General features: G+C 73.0%; 22 protein-coding genes. 17 read left to right on the top strand and 5 right to left on the bottom strand.

The features are described from left to right. Positions 1-445 precede the first annotated feature (445 nt). The 11 genes from AC3IYI_RS08510 to AC3IYI_RS08460 all read left to right on the top strand — a co-directional run bounded on the left by AC3IYI_RS08510 (position 446) and on the right by AC3IYI_RS08460 (position 13,128). The gene (locus tag AC3IYI_RS08510) at positions 446-2,446 is read left to right on the top strand and encodes an AAA family ATPase (protein ID WP_489409598.1); all 2,001 of its coding nucleotides are present in this window, start codon (positions 446-448) and stop codon (positions 2,444-2,446) included. Between the two features lie 152 nt (positions 2,447-2,598). Next, entirely contained in the window at positions 2,599-3,714 is a 1,116-nt protein-coding gene (ald, locus tag AC3IYI_RS08505; protein WP_243340997.1) for an alanine dehydrogenase, read from the top strand. A gap of 449 nt (positions 3,715-4,163) precedes the next feature. After that, entirely contained in the window at positions 4,164-5,201 is a 1,038-nt protein-coding gene (locus tag AC3IYI_RS08500; protein WP_243340996.1) for a ParA family protein, read from the top strand. Continuing rightward, positions 5,186-5,677: a hypothetical protein gene (locus AC3IYI_RS08495; protein ID WP_489409597.1), complete on the top strand. Its 492-nt coding sequence runs from the start codon at positions 5,186-5,188 to the stop codon at positions 5,675-5,677. The genes AC3IYI_RS08500 and AC3IYI_RS08495 overlap by 16 nt, the downstream gene beginning before the upstream one ends. Before the next feature lie 388 nt (positions 5,678-6,065). Continuing rightward, a complete protein-coding gene (locus AC3IYI_RS08490; protein WP_489409596.1) occupies positions 6,066-7,253 on the top strand; it encodes a segregation and condensation protein A in 1,188 nt (395 codons plus the stop codon). After that, complete coding sequence (gene scpB / locus AC3IYI_RS08485) at positions 7,250-7,882, top strand: SMC-Scp complex subunit ScpB (RefSeq protein WP_489409595.1); 633 nt, start codon at positions 7,250-7,252, stop codon at positions 7,880-7,882. Before AC3IYI_RS08490 ends, scpB begins: the two co-directional genes overlap by 4 nt. Next, a complete protein-coding gene (locus AC3IYI_RS08480) occupies positions 7,882-9,456 on the top strand; it encodes a pseudouridine synthase (RefSeq protein ID WP_489409594.1) in 1,575 nt (524 codons plus the stop codon). The genes scpB and AC3IYI_RS08480 overlap by 1 nt, the downstream gene beginning before the upstream one ends. 123 nt (positions 9,457-9,579) lie before the next feature. After that, a complete protein-coding gene (pnuC, locus tag AC3IYI_RS08475; RefSeq protein ID WP_489409593.1) occupies positions 9,580-10,200 on the top strand; it encodes a nicotinamide riboside transporter PnuC in 621 nt (206 codons plus the stop codon). Further along, positions 10,197-11,315, top strand: a complete 1,119-nt coding sequence (locus tag AC3IYI_RS08470) for an AAA family ATPase (RefSeq protein ID WP_489409592.1) — start codon at positions 10,197-10,199, stop codon at positions 11,313-11,315. Before pnuC ends, AC3IYI_RS08470 begins: the two co-directional genes overlap by 4 nt. Then, the gene (locus AC3IYI_RS08465; protein ID WP_489409591.1) at positions 11,312-12,100 is read left to right on the top strand and encodes an NUDIX hydrolase; all 789 of its coding nucleotides are present in this window, start codon (positions 11,312-11,314) and stop codon (positions 12,098-12,100) included. The genes AC3IYI_RS08470 and AC3IYI_RS08465 overlap by 4 nt, the downstream gene beginning before the upstream one ends. 5 nt (positions 12,101-12,105) lie before the next feature. Beyond that, on the top strand, positions 12,106-13,128 hold the full coding sequence (locus AC3IYI_RS08460) for an ADP-ribosylglycohydrolase family protein (protein ID WP_489411474.1): 1,023 nt from the start codon (positions 12,106-12,108) through the stop codon (positions 13,126-13,128). Here the strand turns inward: AC3IYI_RS08460 and AC3IYI_RS08455 are convergent. From AC3IYI_RS08455 to AC3IYI_RS08445, 3 genes are all read right to left on the bottom strand, one after another. Beyond that, positions 13,125-13,838, bottom strand: coding sequence for a nucleotidyltransferase domain-containing protein (locus AC3IYI_RS08455; protein ID WP_489409590.1), 714 nt, complete (start codon positions 13,836-13,838; stop codon positions 13,125-13,127). The genes AC3IYI_RS08460 and AC3IYI_RS08455 overlap by 4 nt on opposite strands. A gap of 28 nt (positions 13,839-13,866) precedes the next feature. Further along, the gene (locus tag AC3IYI_RS08450) at positions 13,867-14,337 is read right to left on the bottom strand and encodes a Rieske (2Fe-2S) protein (RefSeq protein WP_489409589.1); all 471 of its coding nucleotides are present in this window, start codon (positions 14,335-14,337) and stop codon (positions 13,867-13,869) included. A gap of 82 nt (positions 14,338-14,419) precedes the next feature. Continuing rightward, entirely contained in the window at positions 14,420-14,764 is a 345-nt protein-coding gene (locus AC3IYI_RS08445; protein WP_489409588.1) for a DUF952 domain-containing protein, read from the bottom strand. A gap of 136 nt (positions 14,765-14,900) precedes the next feature. Between AC3IYI_RS08445 and AC3IYI_RS08440 the strand changes: the two genes are divergently transcribed. The 5 genes from AC3IYI_RS08440 (at position 14,901) to der (ending at position 19,651) form a co-directional block, all read left to right on the top strand. After that, positions 14,901-15,347, top strand: a complete 447-nt coding sequence (locus AC3IYI_RS08440) for a YidB family protein (protein ID WP_489409587.1) — start codon at positions 14,901-14,903, stop codon at positions 15,345-15,347. 145 nt (positions 15,348-15,492) lie between these two features. After that, positions 15,493-16,581 (top strand): prephenate dehydrogenase, encoded by a 1,089-nt coding sequence (locus tag AC3IYI_RS08435; RefSeq protein ID WP_489409586.1) that lies wholly within the window; start codon positions 15,493-15,495, stop codon positions 16,579-16,581. Positions 16,582-16,766: 185 nt separating this feature from the next. Beyond that, positions 16,767-17,471, top strand: a complete 705-nt coding sequence (cmk, locus tag AC3IYI_RS08430) for a (d)CMP kinase (protein ID WP_489409585.1) — start codon at positions 16,767-16,769, stop codon at positions 17,469-17,471. A 56-nt stretch (positions 17,472-17,527) separates the two neighbouring features. Then, on the top strand, positions 17,528-18,115 hold the full coding sequence (locus tag AC3IYI_RS08425; protein WP_243341013.1) for a lysophospholipid acyltransferase family protein: 588 nt from the start codon (positions 17,528-17,530) through the stop codon (positions 18,113-18,115). 75 nt (positions 18,116-18,190) lie between these two features. Next, positions 18,191-19,651, top strand: a complete 1,461-nt coding sequence (gene der, locus AC3IYI_RS08420; RefSeq protein WP_327252003.1) for a ribosome biogenesis GTPase Der — start codon at positions 18,191-18,193, stop codon at positions 19,649-19,651. 21 nt (positions 19,652-19,672) lie between these two features. On the opposite strand, the gene AC3IYI_RS08415 is transcribed toward der, so the two are convergent. Next, positions 19,673-20,101, bottom strand: a complete 429-nt coding sequence (locus AC3IYI_RS08415; protein ID WP_489409584.1) for a hypothetical protein — start codon at positions 20,099-20,101, stop codon at positions 19,673-19,675. Positions 20,102-20,354: 253 nt separating this feature from the next. Then, a complete protein-coding gene (locus tag AC3IYI_RS08410) occupies positions 20,355-21,152 on the bottom strand; it encodes a DUF8842 C-terminal domain-containing protein (protein ID WP_266909936.1) in 798 nt (265 codons plus the stop codon). Positions 21,153-21,438: 286 nt separating this feature from the next. Here AC3IYI_RS08410 and AC3IYI_RS08405 point away from each other — a divergent pair, with 286 nt between their 5' ends. Beyond that, complete coding sequence (locus AC3IYI_RS08405) at positions 21,439-22,173, top strand: transglycosylase family protein (protein WP_489409583.1); 735 nt, start codon at positions 21,439-21,441, stop codon at positions 22,171-22,173. Positions 22,174-22,384: the final 211 nt, after the last annotated feature.

The following is a 22,384-nucleotide window of genomic DNA, read 5'->3' as shown; positions in this document are numbered from 1 at the left end:
CCGGCCAACACCCCACCCCGCCCCCGTCCCCGGCCCGGCGCCCACGTCCCGACCCCGGCCGGGGCTTGGTCCTTCCGGCGCGCCCGCGCCATTTCAGCCGTCCGGCGTTTGAGGACCGGGGTCCGGGCAGAGCCCGGGGAACGGTGGAAGGGCGGGTAGGGGACCCCGCCCCGCAGGGCCGGACCAGCCGCACCCGCCCACCGGGCCCCACGCCGGGACGGCGGTGGCGAGCACCCCGCCCGGCCACCGCCGGACGGAGTCCGGCGCAGCGGCGCGAAGCCGGGGAGGCCCGCCAGGGCCGAGCCGTGCGAGCGGCGCGTCAAGAAGGAGTGTAAGTGTGCCCATCCGCTGATCCGATCGGGCGATTTGTCCGCCGCGCTCCACCCTGTCCGTCGCTCTGCGTGAACTACGCTCGCAATCCGAAGGCAGCGAGAGGAGCGGATCCGTGACGGATTTCGTCGGGCGGCGGCGTGAGCTCAAGGAGCTCCGCGAGGACATCGCGCGAACCGGGCTCGACACCCTCTCCGGCCGCAAGGCCAAGTCCCCGCGCGCCCGGGTGCTCCTCGTCGCGGGGCGACCCGGCTCCGGCCGGACCGCCCTCGCCGAAGCGCTGGTCCGCGAGATCGCCGACGACTATCCCGACGGGGTGCTGAGGGTCCGTCTCACCGCTCCCACGGGCGAGACCGTCGCCACCGAGCGTGCCGTCCGCACCCTCCTGGAGGGACTCGGGCAGCCCACCCCGCCCGGCGCCGCCGAGGACGATCTCAGTTCGGCCCTGCGCACGGCCCTGACCGGCCGCCGCATGGTCCTCCTCGTCGACGACGCGTCCGATCCGCACCAGGTCGACGCCCTGCTGCCGGACACCCCCGAGTGCCTGGTCGTCGTCACCGCCGAGGGCCCCCTGACCGGGATTCCGGATGTCCGCCCCTGCACCCTCGGCGGCCTCGACACCCCCTCGGCCGTCCGCATGCTCGTCCACCGCATCGGCGACATCCGCGTCGCCAACGACCCGCGCGCCGCCGAAGCCCTCGCCGAGGAGTGCGGCGGCCAGCCCGCCGCGCTCGCCCTGGCCGGCGGCTGGCTCGCCGCGCGCCCCAAAGCCTCGGTGGCGGACGTGGGCAAGCAGCTGCACGACATGCCCGCCGGTGTCGGCGGACCGCTGGCCAAGGCCTTCAGGCTCGTCTACGAATCCCTCCCGCAGCCCGCCCAGCGGACCCTGCGGCTGCTTCCGCTTGCCCCTGCCGGTCTCGTCGACTCCCACGTCGCCTCCGCCCTCGCCGGCTGCTCCGTGGCCGCCGCGCAGTCGACCCTGGAGGATTTCGCCGCGCTGGGCCTGCTGAGGTCGGCCCACGACGGGCTGTTCCTGCTGCCCGGCTGCCTCGCGCCGCTGCTCCAGGCCCTGTTGGAGGCCAAGGAGCGGCCCGCCGAGGTCCAGCTCGCGCGGGCCCGGATGCTGGAGCGCACCGTACGGCTGCTGCTCTCCTGCCGGGCCATGGCGGAGCCGTACGAAGACGGACTCGGCGGACTCGACGGGCCGGGCGGGGCCGTCGGGGTGCCGGAGAAGCTCGACGGGGTGCCGCGCGCGCTGCGCTTCGCCGACCGGCGGGCGGCGCAGACCTGGCTGGACACCCGGCTGCCCGCGCTGCTGGCCGCCGCCTCGCTGGCCGTGGCCGACGGGGAGCTGGACACCCTGGCGCGCAGGTTCGTAGCGGCGCTGGCGCGGGCCCTGTCCGAGCACCGCGGCACCGCCGGGGCCGCGCCCGAGCTGTACGGGCTGCACCGGCTCGTCCTGGACGTGGCCGAGCGGCGCGATCTGCACCGGGAACAGGCGGCCGCGCTGCTGAACCTGGCCGATCTGGACGCCGAGACCGGCCGGACGCGGGAGGCGCTGGACCGGTACCGGGCCGCGCTGGACGCGGGAAAGGCGGCAAACGACCCGTACGCGTCGGGCCGCGCGATGGAATCCGTAGGTGGCGCGCACCAGGAGCTGGGCGACTGGCACCGGGCCTCCGACTGGTTCGGCCGGGCCCTGTCCCACGCCCTCGCGCGGGGGGAGCGTGCGGACGAGGCGCGGCTCTACGGGCGGCTGGGGAACGTGCACACGTACGCGGGCCGGTACGGGGACGCGCTGCGGAGCTGGCGGGCGGCCTCGGCCGGCTACCGCAAGCTGGCCGATGTCCCGGGCCAGGCGAAGGCGTTGAGCGAGATGGCGCGGATCCAGGAGTACGCGGGGCGGCCCGAGGAATCGCTGCACACCTGCCGGGAGGCGGTCGAGCTCGCGCGGAAGGCCGGGGACCTGCGGCTTCAGGCCGCGCTCCAGGTGCGGCTGGCCGACACGCTCGACCGGCTCGGCGATCCCGCGGCTGCCAGGCTGCACAGGTCCGCGGCCGACAGATTGCTGGGAGATGACCCCGCAGCCTGCGAAATCCGCAGCGTTTCCGACTGAGATTATTGCTTTGCAAGGCTAGACAGCCGCTCATCCTTCATTAGACTGGCTTCACCAGGTCATCCTCTGGTGCATCCCGTTGCGCGTTCTTGTGGACGGGTTTGTATTGAAGTAGCCCGAAACATCCCCTGAGCCAAGGACCGTGAGCCACGATGAAGGTCGGCATCCCCCGCGAGGTCAAGAACAACGAGTTCCGGGTCGCCATCACGCCTGCCGGTGTGCATGAGCTGGTCCGTAACGGCCACCAGGTCTTCATCGAGCAGAACGCCGGTGTGGGCTCCTCGATCACGGACGCGGAGTACGTGTCCGCCGGCGCCGAGATCCTCGGCACCGCCGACGAGGTCTGGGCGACCGCCGACCTGCTGCTGAAGGTCAAGGAGCCCATCGCCGAGGAGTACCACCGCCTCCGCAAGGACCAGACCCTCTTCACCTACCTGCACCTCGCGGCCTCCCGCGAGTGCACGGACGCCCTGCTGGAGTCCGGCACCACGGCCATTGCGTACGAGACGGTCGAGACGGCGAACCGCGCCCTCCCGCTGCTCGCCCCGATGTCCGAGGTCGCGGGCCGCCTGGCCCCGCAGGTCGGCGCCTACCACCTGATGCGCTCGGTCGGCGGCCGCGGCGTGCTCCCCGGCGGCGTCCCCGGCACCCACGCCGGCGAGTGCGTGGTCATCGGTGGCGGCGTCTCCGGCTGGAACGCCGTGCAGATCGCCGTCGGCATGGGCTTCCACGTGACCCTGCTGGACCGCGACATCAACAAGCTCCGCGAGGCCGACAAGATCTTCGGCACGAAGATCAAGACGATCGTCTCCAACGCCTTCGAGCTGGAGAAGGCCGTCGTCGAGGCCGACCTCGTCATCGGCGCGGTGCTGATCCCGGGTGCGAAGGCCCCGAAGCTGGTCACCAACGAGCTCGTCGCCAAGATGAAGCCCGGAAGTGTCCTTGTCGACATTGCGATCGACCAGGGCGGCTGCTTCGAGGACTCCCGCGCGACCACTCACGCCGAGCCGACCTTCCAGGTCCACAACTCGGTCTTCTACTGCGTCGCCAACATGCCGGGCGCGGTGCCGAACACCTCCACGTACGCGCTGACCAACGCCACGCTGCCCTACATCGTGCAGCTCGCGAACCTCGGCTGGGTCGAGGCGCTGCGTCGTGACCCCGCGCTCGCGCTGGGCCTCAACACCCATGATGGCCAGGTCGTTTACCGTGAGGTCGCCGAGGCCCACGGTCTCGAGACCCTCGAGCTGAGCACGCTGCTCGGCTGAGTCGTCAACGACTGACGTCAATCTCACGTATCCGGCCGGACCTTGCTCGCGAGGTCCGGCCGGAGGCGTTCTCGGGGTCGTCGCAGGGGCCGCTCAACTCGCCTCGAACGTAACCCTTTAACCCTTTCGCACACCCGCGAAACTTCCCGGCGACAGCTCGTACGCCCTTGACAGAGTGGTGTTCGGTTGCCGACACATCGCGGTGGGTCCGGCGGATTGTGTTGCCGCTGAGTGGTGACACGCCATAGAGTCGCCAACCGTCGGCATGGTGCCACGCTGACCTATCGATAAGTGTCCTGGTCACGTCCGAGGAGGTAAGACGACTTGTGAATGAGTCGACATTTGCTCCTGGAGGTGGTCGAGCAGGAGGGCCTGCGCGGGGCCAGGGTCCTGCCGGAATCGAAGCCGTGGGATCCGTAGCGGTCCGCACCTTCGCAAACCACCAGCACATGACGACGCCCCAAAAGAGCATGGACGGCCTAGACGTGAACTCCAGGGCCGGCGACCCGAGCGGCGACAAGCCCGTGGGTTTCGCCGACTACGAACAGGTGCCCGAGGGGCATTTCTACGACCCGGACGCGGAGTACGAGCCCGACCCCGAGTACGCGGCCACTCTCGCCCCCGACGCTGCCCGCCAGCGCCGTGAGCGGATCGGCCCGACCGGACGGCCGCTGCCGTACTTCCCGATCCCGGGTCCGCTGACCGATCACGGTCCGGCGACCATCATCGCGATGTGCAACCAGAAGGGCGGCGTGGGCAAGACCACGTCGACCATCAACCTGGGTGCGGCGCTCGCGGAGTACGGACGCCGGGTGCTGCTCGTCGACTTCGACCCGCAGGGCGCGCTGTCGGTCGGCCTCGGGGTCAACCCGATGGAACTCGACCTGACGGTCTACAACCTGCTCATGGAGCGGGGCATGTCGGCCGACGAGGTGCTGCTGAAGACGGCGGTCCCCAACATGGACCTGCTGCCGAGCAACATCGACCTGTCGGCCGCCGAAGTGCAGTTGGTCAGCGAGGTCGCGCGCGAGTCGACGCTGCAGCGGGCCCTGAAGCCCCTGCTGCCCGACTACGACTACATCGTGATCGACTGTCAGCCCTCGCTCGGTCTGCTGACCGTGAACGCCCTGACGGCGGCTCACAAGGTCATCGTGCCGCTCGAGTGCGAGTTCTTCGCGCTCCGTGGTGTGGCGCTGCTGACCGAGACCATCGAGAAGGTGCAGGAGCGGCTCAACCCGGAGTTGGAGCTCGACGGCATCCTCGCCACGATGTACGACTCCCGTACGGTGCACAGCCGTGAGGTGCTGGCGCGTGTGGTCGAGGCCTTCGACGACCACGTCTACCACACGGTCATCGGCCGTACGGTGCGGTTCCCGGAGACCACGGTCGCCGGCGAGCCGATCACCACGTACGCCTCCAACTCCGTCGGCGCCGCCGCCTATCGCCAGCTGGCCAGGGAGGTGCTCGCCCGGTGTCCCGCCGAGTGAGTCTGCCCGGAGCCGACGAACTGTTCCGTACGACCGGGGGGATGGCGCTGACGTCCTCCTCGCCGAACTCGGCGCGGGGCGTGGAGCACGCGGCCGCGGCCGCGGAGGGCACGGCGGGAGAAGGCCGCAGCCGGGAGGCTGGGGCCGGCACGGAGCCGGGCGTCGGCCCGCAGCGGCGGCCGCAGGAAGGTTCCGGTAACGCCGTCCCCGCCCCCACCCCCGGTCGGGGCAAGGGGCAGGGCCGCGGCGCGAACCGGAGGCCCAGCGGGCGCGAGCGGCACGACGAGAAGATCACGGTCTACGTCTCCGCCGAGGAGCTCATGGACCTGGAACACGCGCGGCTGGTGCTGCGCGGGGAGCACGGTCTGGCCGTCGACCGCGGCCGGATCGTGCGCGAGGCCGTCGCGGTGGTCCTGGCGGACCTGGAGTCCCGCGGCGACGCGAGCATCCTGGTCCGGCGGCTCCGGGGGCGCTGACCCCCTGTGGGGGGCTGGGGTGGGGTCGTCCGTCGCCCCCCCCGTGCGGTGCGGGCCCCCCGGGGCGGGGCCGGAGGTCGTTGGCGCGCCGCCTGCGCGGGGGCGTGGTTCCCCTACCCGCCCTTCGCCGTTCCCCGGGCTCTGCCCGGACCCGGTCCTCAAGCGCCGGACGGCTGGATGGTCCTGGGCTCTGCCCCTTACCCGGGTTCGTGGATGCCGGTCGGCCGGATGGTCATGGGGCTCCGCCCCGGACCCCGATCCGTAGACGTCGAACGGCCGGATTTGCCCGGGTCCCCGCTGCTCTCGTGTGGTGGCGCGTGGGAGCCTTGGGCACCGGGCCCCGGCCCGATCCGCCGCTCTCTCCGTACCCGTACCACCCTGGACCGCGATGCCCTCTCCCGCCGAACCCGGCCCCCCGCCCCGCCGCTCGCTGGGCCGCGGCCCGGGTGCCTCCGTGCCGGTGGAGGAGGAGTTCCCCGATCCCGCCCCTTCCCGAAACCGGGGGGAGACCCCCGGACCCCCTGCTGCGGCCGTACCGGCCCCGGAGGAGCCAGAGGCCCCAGAGCTCCAGGGCGGGGCCCAGAGGGCCGTACCGGCCCTGCAGGGCCCTGGTGGCGCTCAGGGGGCGGCAGCGGCTCCGCAGGGGCCTGGTGGCGCTCAGGGGGCGGCAGCGGTCCCGCAGGGCCCTGGTGGCGCTCAGAGGGCGGTAGCGGCTCCGCAGGGGCCTGGTGGCGCGCAGGGGGCGGTAGCGGCTCTGCCGGCCTCGGGCGAGGGGGTGGGGGACGGGCGGTTCACCGTGCGGCTCGTGAACTTCGAGGGGCCCTTCGATCTGCTGCTGCAGTTGATCTCCCGGCACAAGATGGACGTCACCGAGGTCGCGCTGTCGGAGGTCACCAACGAGTTCATGGCGTACATCCGTGCCATGGGGCCAGACTGGGACCTCGACCAGACGACCGAGTTCCTCGTCGTCGCCGCCACCCTGCTCGACCTGAAGGCGGCCCGGCTGCTGCCCGTCGCCGAGGTCGAGGACGAGGCGGACCTCGCGCTGCTGGAGGCCCGGGACCTGCTGTTCGCGCGGCTGCTGCAGTACCGGGCGTACAAACGGATCGCCGAGATCTTCCAGGACCGCGCCGAGATCGAGGGCAAGCGCTACCCGCGCACCGTGGGGCTGGAACCCCACCTCGCCGAGCTGCTCCCCGAGGTGGTCATCAGCATCGGCGGCGAGGGGCTGGCGAGGCTCGCGGTCAAGGCCATGCAGCCCCGGGCGAAGCCGCAGGTGTACGTGGACCACATCCACGCGCCCCTGGTGAGCGTCCGGGAGCAGGCCGGGCTGGTCGTGGCGCTGCTCAAGGCGCGGGGCGAGGCCACCTTCCAGGAGCTCACCGAGGACGCCGCCGACACCCTGACCGTCGTGGCGCGCTTCCTGGCCCTCCTGGAGCTCTACCGGGAGAAGGCGGTGGTCCTGGACCAGGAGGAGGCCCTGCAGACGCTCACCGTGCGCTGGAGCGGCGGGGACGGGGACGGGATGCCGACGGTGACGGACGAGTTCGACCAGATCGTGGAGGTCAAGGAATGAGTGACGTGACGACCCCCGTGGCCGGGCTGGCGCTGAAGCCTGCCCTGGAGGCCGTCCTCATGGTCGTGGACGAGCCGGCGACCGAGGCGCACCTGGCCAAGGTGCTGGAGCGGACCCCCCGCGAGGTCGCGCAGGCGCTGCGCGAGCTGGTGGACGAGTACGAGGTCCAGGGCCGCGGATTCGAATTGCGGCTCGTCGCCGGGGGCTGGCGGTTCTACAGCCGGGCGGACTACGCGCCGGCGGTGGAGGCCTTCGTCCTGGACGGCCAGCAGGCCCGCCTCACCCAGGCGGCGCTGGAGACGATGGCCGTCGTGGCGTACCGCCAGCCGGTCAGCCGCTCGCGGGTCTCGGCGGTCCGTGGAGTCAACTGCGACGGGGTCATGCGGACCCTCCTCCAGCGGGGTCTGGTGGAGGAGGCGGGGACGGAACCCGAAACAGGTGCGATCCTGTACAGGACGACGAACTACTTTCTGGAGCGGATGGGCCTGCGTGGCCTGGACGAGCTCCCGGAGCTCGCGCCCTTCCTCCCCGAGGCGGACGCGATCGAAGCCGAGACGCAAGAGGGTGTTCCGTCGTTCGATCCGGACTCTCCGGATACCGATGAAGACGACAAGACGACGGAACTTTGATGCGAAGCAGCGGCAACGGCAACGGTGGCGGCAACAGGAACAGCGGCGGCGGTGGCGGCGGGCGCGGTAGCGCCCCCCGCGGCGGCTCCGGCGGTGGTGGTGGCTCCCGCGGTGGCAGCTCGGGCGGCGGCTACCAGGGTGGTGGCTCCCGCGGCGGCTCCTCCGGTGGCGGCTACCAGGGCGGCGGCAGCTCCGGCGGCGGCTCCCGCGGCGGCAGCTCTGGTGGTGGCTACCAGGGTGGTGGCAGCTCGGGCGGCTCCCGCGGTGGCTCCTCCGGTGGTGGCTACCAGGGCGGCGGCAGCTCCGGCGGCGGCTCCCGTGGCGGCAGCTCTGGTGGTGGCTACCAGGGGGGTGGCTCCCGTGGCGGCAGCTCCGGCGGCGGCTACCAGGGTGGCGGCGCCCGCGGTGGCAGCTCCTCCGGCGGCTACCGCAGCGGCGGCAGCTCCAGCGGTGGCGGCTACCAGGGCGGCGGCTCCGACCGCGACCGCGACCGCGAGCAGGCCCCCCGCATCCGCAACCCCCGCCCCGAGGAGCGTCGCTACGACGTGGGCCCCGAGGGTGAGCGCAACGGCCGTGGCGGCGCCAAGGCGGGCGGCGGCGGTGCCCGCGGCGCGGCCGACGGCAACCGCGGTGGCGGTGCACGCGGTGCTGCGGCCCGCGGTGGCGCCAAGGGCGGCCCGAAGGTCTCCAGGACCCCCGGCATCGGCGGCGCGGGCGGCCCGCGCATCGGCCCCGGCAGCCGCAGCGGCCAGTCCAAGCCGCGCGAGCTGGAGGCGCGGATCGAGGAGCGCGTGCGCGACCGGTACGCCGACAAGCCCGTGATCAAGACCCCGAAGACCTTCCCGGGCGCCGAGGAGGAGGGTGAGCGTCTGCAGAAGGTGCTCGCCCGTGCCGGCATGGGTTCGCGCCGTGCGTGCGAGGAGCTCATCGAGCAGGCGCGCGTCGAGGTCAACGGCGAGATCGTCCTCGAGCAGGGCAAGCGCGTGAAGCCCTCGGACGAGATCAAGGTGGACGGCCTGACCGTCGCCACCCAGTCGCACCTGTTCTTCGCGCTGAACAAGCCGGCCGGCGTCGTCTCCACCATGGAGGACCCGGACGGCCGCCAGTGCCTCGGCGACTACGTCACCAACCGTGAGACGCGTCTCTTCCACGTCGGCCGGCTCGACACCGAGACCGAGGGCATCATCCTGCTCACCAACCACGGTGAGCTGGCCCACCGCCTCACGCACCCGAAGTACGGCGTGAAGAAGACCTACGTCGCCGCGATCACCGGTCCGCTGCCGCGCGACATCGGCAAGCGCCTCAAGGACGGCATCGAGCTGGAGGACGGCTACGCCCGCGCCGACCACTTCCGCGTCGTCGACCAGCTCGGCAAGAACTACCTGGTCGAGGTGACCCTCCACGAGGGCCGCAAGCACATCGTCCGCCGCATGCTGGCCGAGGCCGGCTTCCCGGTCGAGAAGCTCGTGCGGACCTCCTTCGGCCCGATCGAGCTCGGCGACCAGAAGTCCGGCTGGCTGCGCCGCCTGACCAACACCGAGGTCGGCATGCTCATGCGCGAGGTCGGTCTGTAGGACCCCCGGCCTCCCGTAGGCCTCCAGAACCCGCGGCGCCCTTGGGCGCCGCGGGTTTTTTGGTTGTGCGGAGCCCCGGACCCTGTTTATAGTCAACCTGACTATAAACAGATGGGGGGCGTCATGGGATGGCAGACGAGCTGGACCGAGATCCTCGGTTTCGTCACGGGGGCCGTGTGCGTCTGGCTGGTCGCCCGGCAGCACATCGCCAACTGGCCGATCGGCATCGCCAACAACGTCTTCTTCATCGTGCTCTTCGCCCAGGCGGGCCTTTACGCCGACGCCGGGCTGCAGATCGTCTTCATCGCCCTCGCCGCGTACGGCTGGTGGTCCTGGACCCACGGGGGTGGACCAGGGACGGCCGATGCCCTCCCGGCACGGCTGCCGGTGCGCCGCACCACGGCCGCCGAGTGGGCCGTGCTGGCCGCGGCGGGAGCGGTGGGGGTGCTCGGCCTGACCCTCCTGCTGAGCCGGGTCACCGACTCCACCGTCCCGTTCTGGGACGCGGCTACGACCGGGCTCTCGCTCGCGGCCACCTACGGGCAGTGCCGCAAGCTCGTCGAGTCCTGGTGGCTGTGGATCGCCGCCGACCTCGTGTACATCCCGCTGTACGCGTACAAGGGGCTGTACCTGACCTCCCTGCTCTACGCCGGCTTCCTCGCCCTGTGCGTGGCCGGGCTGCTCGGCTGGCGCCGGGCGCTCCCGGCCCGCGAGGCGCCTGCGGTGACGGCGGTGACGGCGTGAAGCGCCACGGCCACGGGCTGGTCCTCGGCAAGTTCTATCCGCCGCACGCCGGCCACCACCACCTGGTGCGCACCGCGCAGGACCAGTGCGAGCGGCTGACCGTACTGGTCTGCGCGGCCTCGGTGGAGTCGGTACCGCTCGCCGACCGGGTCGCCTGGATGCGCGAGGCGCACCCGGGGGCCGAGGTGGTCGGCGCGGTCGACGACATCCCGGTCGACCTCCAGGACCCGGCGATCTGGGAGGCGCACATGGCGGTCTTCCGGGGTGCGGTGGGCCGCCCGGTCGACGCCGTCTTCACCTCCGAGGCCTACGGGGCCGAGCTCGCGCGGCGGTTCGGGGCCGAGGAGGTCTGCGTGGACCGGGACCGCACCCTGTTCCCGGTGTCCGGCACGGCCGTACGGGCCGACCCCGTCGGGAACTGGGAGTTCCTGGGGCCCGCCGTACGGGCGGCGCTGACCCGGCGGATCGTCGTACTCGGCGCCGAGTCCACCGGTACGACCACGCTGTCCCGGGCCCTGGCCGAGCACTGGCGGGGCCGCGGCGGGGTGTGGGCGAAGACGGGCTGGGTGGCGGAGTACGGCCGCCGCTACAGCGAGGAGCGGCTCGCGGCGGCGCGCACCGCGGACCCGGCGGCGACCTGGGCCGGGGTGAGCTTCGCCTCGGCGGAGTTCCCGGTGATCGCGCGGCGGCAGGACGCGGAGGAGGAGCGGGCGGCCCGGCTGGGATCACCGGTGCTCTTCTGCGATACCGACTCCTTCGCCACCGGGATCTGGCACGAGCGGTACACGGGCGCACGCAGTGCGGAGGTCGAGCGGATCGCCGCCGGGACGCGGCGGGACCTGTACCTGCTCACCGACCACGAAGGCGTGCCCTTCGAGGACGACGGGCTGCGCGACGGAGCGGAGCTCCGGCCGTGGATGACCGGGCGGTTCCTGGAGGAGCTGGAACGGACCGGGAAGCGCTTCCTGGTGGTCCGCGGGGACCGCGGGGCGCGGCTGGCGGCCGCGGTGGCGGCCGTCGACGGACTCCTGGCGGAGGGCTGGCAGTTCGCGGATCCGCTGCCGGAGCGGGTGGCCGGGCGGGTGGCCGAGCGGACGGGGGAGCGGAGCCGATGAGTGACAACGGACGCGGACCCGGACCCGGACCCGGACCCGGGCACGGGTACGGGTACGACCCGCACGCCTTCGCACCCTTCGCGGTGACCGTCGACCTCGCCGTCTTCACCGTGCGCGGCGGGACCCTGCACGTGCTGCTGATCCGGCGCGGGCAGGAACCGTACGCGGGAGCCTGGGCGCTGCCCGGCGGCTTCCTGCTGCCCCGGGAATCCGCGGAGACGGCGGCCCGGCGCGAACTGGCCGAGGAGACCGGCCTGTCGGCGCAGGTGATCGACGCCCTGCACCTGGACCAGTTGCGCACCTACAGCGAACCGGACCGCGACCCCCGCATGCGGGTGGTCTCGGTGGCCTTCACCGCGCTCGTCCCCGATCTGCCGGAACCGGTGGCCGGGGGCGGCACAGACGCGGACCGCGCCCGCTGGGTGCCGGTGGGGGAGGCCTGCGAGCCGGCCTTCGGACTGGCCTTCGACCACGCGGAGATCCTCGCGGACGCCAGGTCCCGTGTCGGCTCGAAGCTCGAGTACAGCTGCCTGGCCACCGCCTTCTGCCCGCCCGAGTTCACCCTCGGCGAGCTCCAGGCCGTCTACGAGACCGTCTGGGACACCGCCCTGGACCGCCCCAACTTCCGCCGCAAGGTCCTGGCCACGCCCGGCTTCGTCGAGGCCGTGCCGGGAGCCGCCCGGCTCACCGGCGGCCGCGGCAAACCGGCGGCGCTCTACCGGCCCGGACCCGCGAACACCCTGCACCCGCCCCTGCTGCGCCCCTCGGAAGGACACACACGATGACGACGATGACGACGCCGCCGACGCACACGAAGCGGGCCGCCACGGGCTCCCTGATCGGACTGGCCCTGGGAGACGCCCTCGGCTTCCCGACGGAGTTCAACGACGTGCCCCGGATCCTGGCGAAGACCGGCCCGTGGCGGCAGATGGACCTGCCCCGGCCGGCGATCGTCACGGACGACACCCAGATGACGCTGGCCCTCGCCCGGGGCATGCGGACGGCGATGGACCGCCGGGTCGGCCCGCTGCGCCTCGCCCGCCCGGTCCGGGAGGAGTTCGTCGACTGGTACCACTCCCCGGAGAACAACCGGGCCCCGGGCAACACCTGCCTGAAGGCCTGCAGCCTCCTGAACCTGCCCGAGCGGGACTGGCGCGATGCCAGCCAGCTCGGCTCCAAGGGCTGCGGGGCGAACATGCGGGTGGCTCCCGTGGGGCTGGTACCGGGCTGGACGCAGGAGGAGCGGGCCGGCGCGGCCCAGCTCCAGTCGGCCCTCACCCACGGCCACCCGACGGCACTGGCCGCCTCCGACCTCACGGCGCGGGCGGTGTTCCTGCTGGCGCAGGGCACGGAGGTAACCGGTCTGGTCGGGCAGCTGCGCTCGTACGCCCTGGAGAACCGCACCCGCTACCACGAGCGCTGGCTCGGCGACCTCTGGACGCGGACGCCGTCCGACGCCTCCGCCGAGTCCTTCATGGCGCGCGGCTGGGACGAGTGCCTGGAGGTCCTGGACCGCCTCGCGGCGGCCCTGCGCACCCCGTCCCCGGAAACGGACCCCTGCCTCACGACCGGCGAAGGCTGGATCGCCGAGGAGGCCCTGGCCACCGCCCTCCAGTGCTTCCTGCTCTTCCCGGAGGAACCGCTCCTGGCCCTGCGCCGCGCGGCCTGCACGGCGGGCGACTCCGACTCCATCGCCTGCCTGGCCGGCGCCTTCGCGGGCGCCCACCTCGGCGCCGACGCCTGGCCCCGCGACTGGGAGGGCCGCATCGAATACCGCGCCGAACTCCTGTCCTTCGGCGCCCTCTGGGACTAGGCCGACGCCCGGCGGGTGCGCAGGAGGAAGTCCTCTACGCGGGGGAGGTCCGGGGATTCGGGGAGGGGGGTCGTCGCGAGGGCGGCTTCGGTTTCCTCGGTCAGGAGGGTCATCCAGGCGTCGACCTCCTCCCAGGTGAGCTCGCCGCGGCGGACCGCGAGGAGGCGGTCGCGGTAGGGGGTCGCGTCGATGACCAGGCGGCCCGTGCGCAGCAGGTCGCGGCAGGACAGGAGCAGGCGCAGCAGGTGCATGGCGTGCTTCCAGCGCGGGGCTCCGTGGTTGCGGAGGTCGCCGAGGAGTTTGCCGCGCTGGGAGACGGCGTACCGGCTGAAGCTGGTGTGGGCCCGGCGGGAGAGGAACGCCTCGCGGAGCGAGAGCAGTTCCTCGCCGACCGGGGTGAGGTCCTCCACGAGGGGGGAGTGGAGGACCTCCAGGATGTTCGGGTTGGCGCGCAGGGCGAGTTCGCACGTGCGCTCCAGCTCCCACGAGAACTCCTCGTCCCGGGGCCCGTCCACATGTGTCGGCGGCTTCTCGAAGCGCCAGAACAGCGGCGTAGGGGCGAGGTAGACACCGCGCCGGTCGGTGTCGCTCGCCTCCGTCGCCAGGCCGAACGCCCTCGAACCGATCACGCAGGAGTAGACCGTGTGGTCCCTGACCAGCGTGAGTTCGAGCGGCTCGGGCGTCGGTTCGTTCTCGTTGGCCTCGTTCATCCGGCGAGGCTAGTGCCGGGGTCTGCGGCTAGGCGAGCGAGATTTCGCCCGCCGGGGAGACGGTGATCTTCTTCTCCGCCAGCGGCTTGGTGGCCGGGCCCTTGGCCACCGCGCCGTCCGCGACCTTGAACTTGCTGCCGTGGCACGGGCAGTCGATGGTGCCGGCCTCCACCTTGGTCACGAGGCAGCCCTGGTGGGTGCAGACCGCCGTGAAGCAGCGGAAGGAGCCCGCCGTCGGCTGGGTGACGACCAGCTTCTCGTCCTTGAGGACCGTGCCGCCGCCGACCGGCACCTCCGAGGACTTGAGCAGGGCCTTGGTGTTGCCGGGCGGAGTGGAGGACGAGGCGGACGCGGAGTCCGCCGCCGTGGGGGCGCTGCCGCCCTCGGACGACGGCTTCGTGTCGTCGGCTCCGCCGCAGGCGGTCAGCACGCCGCCTGCCAGGACGCTCGCGCCGGCCGCCAGTACCGTGCGCCGTGCGGCGCGGGTGGGGTCGCTCATGACTTCTCCTCGGTGATCGCCGGGATGGCGAGAGGCATCCTGGCGTGTGACGGGCCCCGGCAACACCCCGCCACGCCTTGACTCAGCCTTCCGTCGGCCAGGGAACGAGCTCCGCCGGCGCACCGGGGGCGCGTACCACCTCCCACACGCGTACCACCGCGTCCCGGTTCAGCGGTCCGTGGACGTGCGGGAAACGGAGGCCTCCGGGTTCACCCTCCCGGCGGACCTCGGAGGTGAGGGCGCGCTCGTCGAGTTCCACGGCGAGCAGGGTTCCCGGTACGCCGCCGTAGTGCGAGGCGGCGATCGCCAGCGCCGTCTCGGGATCCGCCGAACAGTGCACGAAACCCTCGGAGTCGAGGGAGGGCGGGGCGTACGGGCGTGCGGGATCGGCGGTCCAGTCGGCGAGCGGTGCGAGGTGGAAGATCATGCCGATCGTTCTACCGCAGTCGGTGCGCGGCTCTGCGCCAAGTGGCAGACGCGCCCGGGTTGGGTGACATTGTCCGTATCTCGAAGCCGGGTACGCCGATTTCCGCGTGCCCGGTCCCTCTTCGAAAGGCATCACCATGGCGGGCAACGACCTCGGCTCCCTTCTCGGCGGCCTTCTCGGCGGCGGCAGCGGCGGACAGGGCGGCAGTGGCGGCGGCAACATCCTGGGCTCCCTCCTCGGCGCCCTCATGGGCGGTGGCGGTGCCGGCGGCGCCCAGGCGGCCGGAGGCGCGGGGAACAACCCGCTCGGCGGGCTGCTGGACATGCTGACCAAGTCGGGCCTCGTCGACCAGGCCCAGTCCTGGGTCGGCACCGGCGAGAACCAGCCGGTCAGCGGCGCGGAGATCGCCAAGGCCCTGCCGGACGAGACCCTGGCCAAGGTCGCCGCGCAGGCGGGCGTCACCCCCGAGGCCGCCGCCGACCAGATCGCGCAGGAGCTCCCGCAGGCCGTGGACAAGCTGACCCCCGAGGGCTCGATCCCGAGCGGCTCGCTGGAGGACATCATCAGGCGGCAGAACCTCTGACCGGCCCCGGTCCTTGCGAGGACGGTTCCCGAGGGCCCGGCGTCCCGTCCCAACGGACGGGACGCCGGGCCCTCGCGCCGTTCCCGCTGGCTACCCTGAGGCAGGCACCCGCCGTCACATCCCCTGTACACCTGGAGAGCACCCCGTGAGAACCGCCGTCGTCATCGGAACCGGACTGATCGGCACCTCCGCGGCGCTCGCCCTCGCCGCCCGCGGCATCGCCGTCCACCTGTCCGACCGCGACCAGGGGCAGGCCCGTACGGCCGCCGCGCTGGGCGCCGGCACGGAGGAGCCCTACCAGGGCAAGGCCGACCTCGCGGTCATCGCCGTACCGCCCGCCCACGTGGCCGCCACCCTCGCCGACGCCATAGGCCGCGACCTGGCCCGCGCCTACGTGGACGTGGCCAGCGTCAAGGGCGGCCCGCGCCGGGAGCTGGACGCGCTGGGCGTGGACACCACGGCGTACATCGGCACCCACCCGATGGCGGGCAAGGAGCAGTCCGGACCGCTCGCCGCCTCCGCCGACCTCTTCGAGGGCCGCCCCTGGGTGCTCACGCCGACCCGGGAGACCGACCACGAGGTGCTGAACCTCGCACTGGAACTGGTGGCCCTGTGCCGGGCCGTCCCGGTGGTCATGGACGCCGACGCGCACGACCGGGCCGTCGCACTCGTCTCCCACACCCCGCAGCTCGTCTCCAGCATGGTCGCGGCCCGGCTGGAGGAGGCCGACGAAACCGCGGTGCGGCTGTGCGGACAGGGCATCCGCGACGTGACCCGGATCGCCGCCTCCGACCCCCGGATGTGGGTGGAGATCCTCTCCGCCAACCCGGGACCCGTGGCGGACGTGCTCTCCGGGATCGCCGCCGACCTGGAGGAGACCGTGGAAGCCCTACGGGGCCTGCAGTCGGCCGACGAGGACAAGCGCCGCGACGGGGCGGCCGGCATCGAGGACGTGCTGCGCCGCGGCAACGCGGGCCGGGTCCGGGTGCCGGGCAAGCACGGCGCCGCGCCGACCGTCTACGAGACGGTGGCCGTCCTCATCTCCGACCAGCCGGGCGAGCTCGCCCGGATCTTCGCCGACGCCGGCCGGGCCGGGGTCAACATCGAGGACGTGCGGATCGAGCACGCGACGGGGCAGCAGGCGGGCCTGGTCCAGCTGATGGTCGAACCCCGGGCCGTGGCCGGCCTCCAGGCCGAGCTGCGCGAACGCGGCTGGGCCCTGCGCCAGCCGTAGGCGAGGCCCCCGCCTCCAGGGCCGGGCCGAGGCCGGGCCGAGGCCTGCCGGGGGCAGGCCCCGGGCCCACCCCGCCGCCGCCCGCCGACGCCCCGGCGGGCGGCGGCGAAAAGCCCGGTAACCTGGAGGAGGGGCGCTATTGGCGCGCCCGGACACGTACGCGCAACCAGGAAGGTGCCCGCACCGTGGAAACCGCAGCTCCGACCGCCGTGATCGTCGCCATCGACGGTCCCTCCGGCACGGGCAAGTCCAGCACTTCCAAGGCCGTGGCCGCCAAACTCGGGCTGCGCTACCTGGACACCGGTGCCCAGTACCGGGCCATCACCTGGTGGATGATCACCAACGGCATCGACATCGAGGACCCGCAGGCGATCGCCCTCGCGGCGGGCAAGCCCGTGATCGTGTCCGGCACCGATCCGTCCGCCCCCACCATCACCGTCGACGGCCAGGACGCCTCCGGCCCGATCCGGACCCAGGAGGTCACCTCGAAGGTCAGCGCCGTGAGCGCCGTCCCCGAGGTGCGCACCCTGATCACCGATCTCCAGCGGTCCATCACCGCAGAGGCGCTCGAAGAGGCCGAGGGCATCGTCGTCGAGGGCCGGGACATCGGCACCACCGTCCTGCCCGGCGCCGACCTGAAGGTCTTCCTCACGGCCTCCCCCGAGGCCCGCGCGGCCCGCCGCAGCGGTGAGCTCCGCGGCAAGGAGGCCGCGGACCTCGCGGCCACCAAGGAGGCGTTGATCAAGCGCGACAACGCCGACTCCGGCCGCCACACCTCCCCGCTGGCCAAGGCCGGCGACGCGGTCGAGGTGGACACCACCGAGCTCACGCTCGACCAGGTCATCGAGTGTGTCGTGACCTTGGTGGAAGAGAAGCGGGGCCGCGCGTGAGCGATACGCCCTCCCTCAAGGGTGCGGCGGTCGGCCGGAGGATCGGCATCGGGCTCATGTACGGCCTCTGGAAGCCGCGCGTGCTGGGGGCCTGGAAGGTCCCCGCCACCGGCCCCGTCATCCTGGCCGTGAACCACTCGCACATCATCGACGGTCCCATGCTCATGGGCACCGCGCCCCGGCCGCTGCACTTCCTGATCAAGAAGGAGGCGTACGTCGGTCCGCTCGGCCCCTTCCTCGAAGGGATCGGGCAGGTCAAGGTGGACCGCTCCGGCACCGACCGGAGCGCCGTCAGCCGTGCGCTGGGCGTCCTGGAGAACGGCGGGGCCCTGGGGATCTTCCCCGAGGGCACCCGGGGCGAAGGTGACTTCGCCTCGCTGCGCGCGGGCCTCGCGTACTTCGCGGTCCGTGCCGGCGCGCCCATCGTGCCGGTCGCCGTCTTCGCGAGCACCGAGCGGCGCAGCAGGGTCGTCAAGGCGCTGCCGCCGCTGAAGAGCAGGGTCGACATCGTCTTCGGCGATGCCTTCGACGCCGGGGACGGCAGTGGCCGCCGGACCCGTACCGCGCTGGACCTGGCCACCGTACGCATCCAGGACCGGCTGACCGCCCACCTGGCCGACGCCAAGCGCCTCACCGGGCGCTGAGCGAGACTTGACCTAGTAGTGGAACCGCGCTGCGCGGGCCCCACCGATCACCACGAACGACGAGGAACGGACTTCATGAACGACCAGCAAGACCACGGAGCACTTGGCGATGCCGAGTACGCGGAGTTCATGGAGCTCGCCGCGGAAGAGGGCTTCGACATCGAGGACGTCGAGGGCGCGCTCCAGGAAGCCGGCCACGGCCCGCTCCCGGTCCTCGCCGTCGTCGGCCGCCCGAACGTCGGCAAGTCGACCCTGGTGAACCGGATCATCGGCCGCCGCGAGGCGGTCGTCGAGGACAAGCCCGGCGTCACCCGCGACCGCGTCACCTACGAGGCCGAGTGGGCCGGCCGCCGCTTCAAGGTCGTCGACACCGGCGGCTGGGAGCAGGACGTCCTCGGCATCGACGCCTCCGTCGCCGCCCAGGCCGAGTACGCCATCGAGGCCTGCGACGCGGTCGTCTTCGTCGTGGACGCCAAGGTCGGCGCCACCGACACCGACGAGGCCGTCGTCCGCCTGCTGCGCAAGGCCGGCAAGCCCGTCGTCCTGTGCGCCAACAAGGTCGACGGCCAGAGCGGCGAGTCCGACGCGGCCTCGCTGTGGTCGCTGGGCCTCGGCTACCCGCACCCGGTCTCCTCCCTGCACGGCCGCGGCACCGGCGACATGCTCGACGCCGTCCTGGAGGCCCTGCCCGAGGCCCCCGAGCAGACCTTCGGCACCGCCGTCGGTGGTCCGCGCCGGATCGCGCTCATCGGCCGCCCGAACGTCGGCAAGTCCTCCCTCCTGAACAAGGTCGCGAAGGAGGACCGCGTCGTCGTCAACGAGATGGCCGGCACCACCCGCGACCCGGTCGACGAGCTGATCCAGCTCGGCGGGGTCACCTGGAAGTTCATCGACACCGCGGGCATCCGCAAGAAGGTCCACCTCCAGCAGGGCGCGGACTACTACGCCTCGCTGCGCACGGCCGCCGCCGTGGAGAAGGCGGAGGTCGCGGTCATCCTGATCGACACGACCGAGCAGATCTCCGTCCAGGACCAGCGCATCATCACCATGGCCGTCGAGGCCGGCCGCGCGATCGTGATCGCGTACAACAAGTGGGACGACCTCGACGAGGAGCGCCGCTACTACCTCGAGCGCGAGATCGAGACCGAGATGCAGCAGGTCGCCTGGGCGCCCCGGGTGAACGTCTCCGCGCTCACCGGCCGCCACATGGAGAAGCTGGTCCCGGCCATCGAGGCCGCGCTGGCGGGCTGGGAGACGCGCATCCCGACCGGCCGTCTGAACGCCTTCCTCGGCGAGGTCGTCGCCGCCCACCCGCACCCGATCCGTGGCGGCAAGCAGCCGCGCATCCTGTTCGGTACGCAGGCGGGCAGCAAGCCGCCGCGGTTCGTCCTGTTCGCCTCGGGCTTCCTCGAGCACGGCTACCGCCGCTTCATCGAGCGCCGCCTGCGCGAGGAGTTCGGCTTCGAGGGGACCCCGATCCACATCTCGGTCCGCGTCCGCGAGAAGCGCGGTGCGCAGCACAAGCGCAAGATGTAGCGGAAGCGGAACTCCGCCGGGCTAGTAGCCCCGGCGCGGAGCGGGCGGCAGGGCCGCCGGGATGTGCTGCATCCCGGTCTGGTGCTGCTGCCCGTTCGCGTATCCGGCGCCGGCGTACGAGTACTGCGGCTGTGGAGCGGGGGAGGGCTGCCAGGCGTCCGCATGCCGTGCCGCGTGCTGTCCCGTCGGCTGCCATGCGGAACCGTTCCAGCCGCTCCCGTAGGAACTCGTGGAGCCCGCGGCGGACCCGCTGCTGTACGTGCCCGCGCCGTTGCCGTACGCGCTGCTGTAGGGGCCCCCGTACGAGAACGCCGTGAAGCCGAGGTCCTCCTCGCCCGTGCGGTCGCCGGGCAGGGCACGGAAGGCGCGCAGGTACTCCGAGTACAGCGTGTCGTAGATGGGGGTGTGCGAGGCGGCCGGAGAGCTCCCCAGCTCCCGTACGGGGCGCATCGGGGGGACGCTGCTCGGATAGGACGGGGCGCGGGAGACATCGTAGGAATGCACGTATCAGCCAACGAAACCGGCGGCCCGCGGATGCGGGGTGGCGGGGCGGAAAACGCAGATCGCCGGGGGTGCGCGGGACGGACCGCGCACCCCCGGCGCACGCCGCCCGCCCCCCTGGGCGGGGGTCGGACGGCCGTTTCGGGGATGGAAGGCAGAGCGGCGAGCGGGAGCCCGGGCAGGTCCCGGGAGCCGGGGCGCCTCAGGCGCCCGGGGTACCCGCCAGCGGCATCGAGGCGGCGACCAGCTTGCCGTTGCGGGCGGCCTTGTCCAGGGCGTCGCGCAGCAGGTCCTCGCGGGGCTGCTGGCCGATGGTGCCGACGGGGGCGGCGTACACCAGGACGCGCTGCGTCTTGTTGACGGCGGCCCTCCAGCCGTCGGTGACCGACAGCGGCCGGTGCGCCTGCCACCAGGCGATCTGACCGGGCTGGAGCACCGAGTGCAGCTGGCCCGCGGCGAGCAGGATCGACCAGCCGGTCAGGGCCTGCGGGACCTCCTCGGTGTCGGTCATGGGGATGAAGCCCTGCTCGATGAGGAGCGGGAGGAAGTCGTCGCCGGGACCGGTGGTGCCGGGGCGCGCGATGGGCGCGGTCGGCTCCACCACGAGGGCGGGGTGCAGCTCCCCGTTGATCAGGATCAGGCCGCTGGTGATGCCGAGGACGGCCTGGCCGCCGGGCACGGACTGCGGCACGTCGCCGGCGGGGGAGGCCGCCGGCGCGGGGCTGTCGCCCGTGATGGAGCGGACGGCGCCCTGGAGGTCCGCCTCGGGGACGGAGACGACCTGCGAGGGGATGCAGCCGGCGTGGGCGAAGGCCAGGACGGCCGTCTCGTCGCCGACGAACAGCACCGTGCTCGTCTGCTCGCGCTCGGAGTCGCCGGGGGTGCGGCAGGAAGTGCAGTCGTAGCTGCCCGGGGATCCGTCACCTGCGAGCAGCCGCTCGGCCTCCTCGTCGCCGATCTCGGCACGTACCTCATCACTGACTTCGAGCATGCGCGGCACGGGGTGGCTCCTCGGACTAGGCGTGCGGGGCCGGGGGGTTCCGGCTCGCCGGGCTCAACGGGGGAGTGGCGGCCGGGGTCACGCCGTTGGAGGGAACGGAATCGAACCGGACCCCCGAAGGAGTGAACGGTCCGACCGGGCCGTTGTTTTCGTTCCAACTCTTTTTTGGTTGTGCGCAGTTGATGGTCGGTGCTGGCCGTTTGGGCCGTGGGCCGAGCGGGTGGGGGCGCGCGGGGCGCGGTGTGGCGCGCGCGGGGGGCGGTACGGGGCTGCGTAGCGTGACGCGATGCGCAACTTCGGGGTTCCGGGTGGGGTGGGCGCGGTGGCGCTGCTGCTCCTCGTGCTCGCGTCGGCGTCGGCGTCGGCGTCGTCGGGGGCGGGGGCGGCGGCGACGGTCGCGGCGCCGCCCCCGCCCCGGCCGGGGGCGCCCGGCCGGTCGGTGGACTGCGGGCCCGACGGGCAGTGGCCCTGGGACTGCGTGGCCGACTGCGAGAGCGGGGGCCGCTGGTCGGTGAACACGGGGAACGGTTTCTACGGCGGACTGCAGTTCTGGCAGCCGACGTGGGAGGAGAACGGGGGGCTGGCCTTCGCGCCGCGGGCGGACCTCGCCACGCGGGAGCAGCAGATCCGGGTGGGAGAGCAGTTGCTGGGGAGCCAGGGCTGGGAGGCGTGGCCCGTGTGCGCGAAGCGGTACGGGCTGGCGGGCCGGATGCACGTGGTGCGGCGGGGGGACACGCTGGTGGCGATCGCGCGCAGGCATCGGGTGCGGGGTGGCTGGCCGGCGCTCTACGCGGCGAACCGGGCGGTGATCGGGCCGCGGCCGGAGGTGCTGCGGATCGGCACGATGCTGACGCTGCCGCCGGCGGGTCGGGAGGCTCCCGCACCCGCGACACCGCCGGTCTCGCCGGCCCCGGCCGTACCGCCCCCGGCCGTGCCGGCCGTACCGCCCCCGGGACCATCGGCTGCGCCGACCCGGCCGGAGCCGTCCGCGAGTCCGGGCCCGGTGGGATCGCGGGCGTAGGGGGCCGGGCGCCGGTGCGCTGCCCTGCGGGGCGGAGTTCCCCTACCCGCCCTTCGCCCGTTCCCCGGGCCAGCCCGGACCCGGTCCTCAAACGCCGGACGGGCTGGGAAGGGGTACCGGGCTGCACCCGGACCCCCTGGGGCTCCGCCCCAGACCCCGGTCCTCAAGTGCCGGACGGGCTGGAAGAAGCCGCGCTGCGGCAAAAAACCAG

Source organism: Streptomyces sp. GL_148, assembly GCF_057834205.1.
Note: the sequence above shows the minus strand (reverse complement) of the source record. Positions and strands in the feature narration are given on the sequence as shown.

What these genes read in the sequence shown, in the direction of transcription:
- AC3IYI_RS08425 (WP_243341013.1), top strand. Translation starts at nt 17,528, where the DNA reads ATGTACGGCCTCTGGAAGCCGCGCGTGCTGGGGGCCTGGAAGGTCCCC.
- AC3IYI_RS08445 (WP_489409588.1), bottom strand. Translation starts at nt 14,764, where the DNA reads ATGATCTTCCACCTCGCACCGCTCGCCGACTGGACCGCCGATCCCGCA.
- AC3IYI_RS08455 (WP_489409590.1), bottom strand. Translation starts at nt 13,838, where the DNA reads ATGAACGAGGCCAACGAGAACGAACCGACGCCCGAGCCGCTCGAACTC.
- AC3IYI_RS08415 (WP_489409584.1), bottom strand. Translation starts at nt 20,101, where the DNA reads ATGCGCCCCGTACGGGAGCTGGGGAGCTCTCCGGCCGCCTCGCACACC.
- AC3IYI_RS08440 (WP_489409587.1), top strand. Translation starts at nt 14,901, where the DNA reads ATGGCGGGCAACGACCTCGGCTCCCTTCTCGGCGGCCTTCTCGGCGGC.
- ald (WP_243340997.1), top strand. Translation starts at nt 2,599, where the DNA reads ATGAAGGTCGGCATCCCCCGCGAGGTCAAGAACAACGAGTTCCGGGTC.
- der (WP_327252003.1), top strand. Translation starts at nt 18,191, where the DNA reads ATGAACGACCAGCAAGACCACGGAGCACTTGGCGATGCCGAGTACGCG.
- pnuC (WP_489409593.1), top strand. Translation starts at nt 9,580, where the DNA reads ATGGGATGGCAGACGAGCTGGACCGAGATCCTCGGTTTCGTCACGGGG.
- AC3IYI_RS08450 (WP_489409589.1), bottom strand. Translation starts at nt 14,337, where the DNA reads ATGAGCGACCCCACCCGCGCCGCACGGCGCACGGTACTGGCGGCCGGC.
- AC3IYI_RS08460 (WP_489411474.1), top strand. Translation starts at nt 12,106, where the DNA reads ATGACGACGCCGCCGACGCACACGAAGCGGGCCGCCACGGGCTCCCTG.
- AC3IYI_RS08480 (WP_489409594.1), top strand. Translation starts at nt 7,882, where the DNA reads ATGCGAAGCAGCGGCAACGGCAACGGTGGCGGCAACAGGAACAGCGGC.
- AC3IYI_RS08490 (WP_489409596.1), top strand. Translation starts at nt 6,066, where the DNA reads ATGCCCTCTCCCGCCGAACCCGGCCCCCCGCCCCGCCGCTCGCTGGGC.
- scpB (WP_489409595.1), top strand. Translation starts at nt 7,250, where the DNA reads ATGAGTGACGTGACGACCCCCGTGGCCGGGCTGGCGCTGAAGCCTGCC.
- AC3IYI_RS08465 (WP_489409591.1), top strand. Translation starts at nt 11,312, where the DNA reads ATGAGTGACAACGGACGCGGACCCGGACCCGGACCCGGACCCGGGCAC.
- AC3IYI_RS08405 (WP_489409583.1), top strand. Translation starts at nt 21,439, where the DNA reads ATGCGCAACTTCGGGGTTCCGGGTGGGGTGGGCGCGGTGGCGCTGCTG.
- AC3IYI_RS08500 (WP_243340996.1), top strand. Translation starts at nt 4,164, where the DNA reads ATGACGACGCCCCAAAAGAGCATGGACGGCCTAGACGTGAACTCCAGG.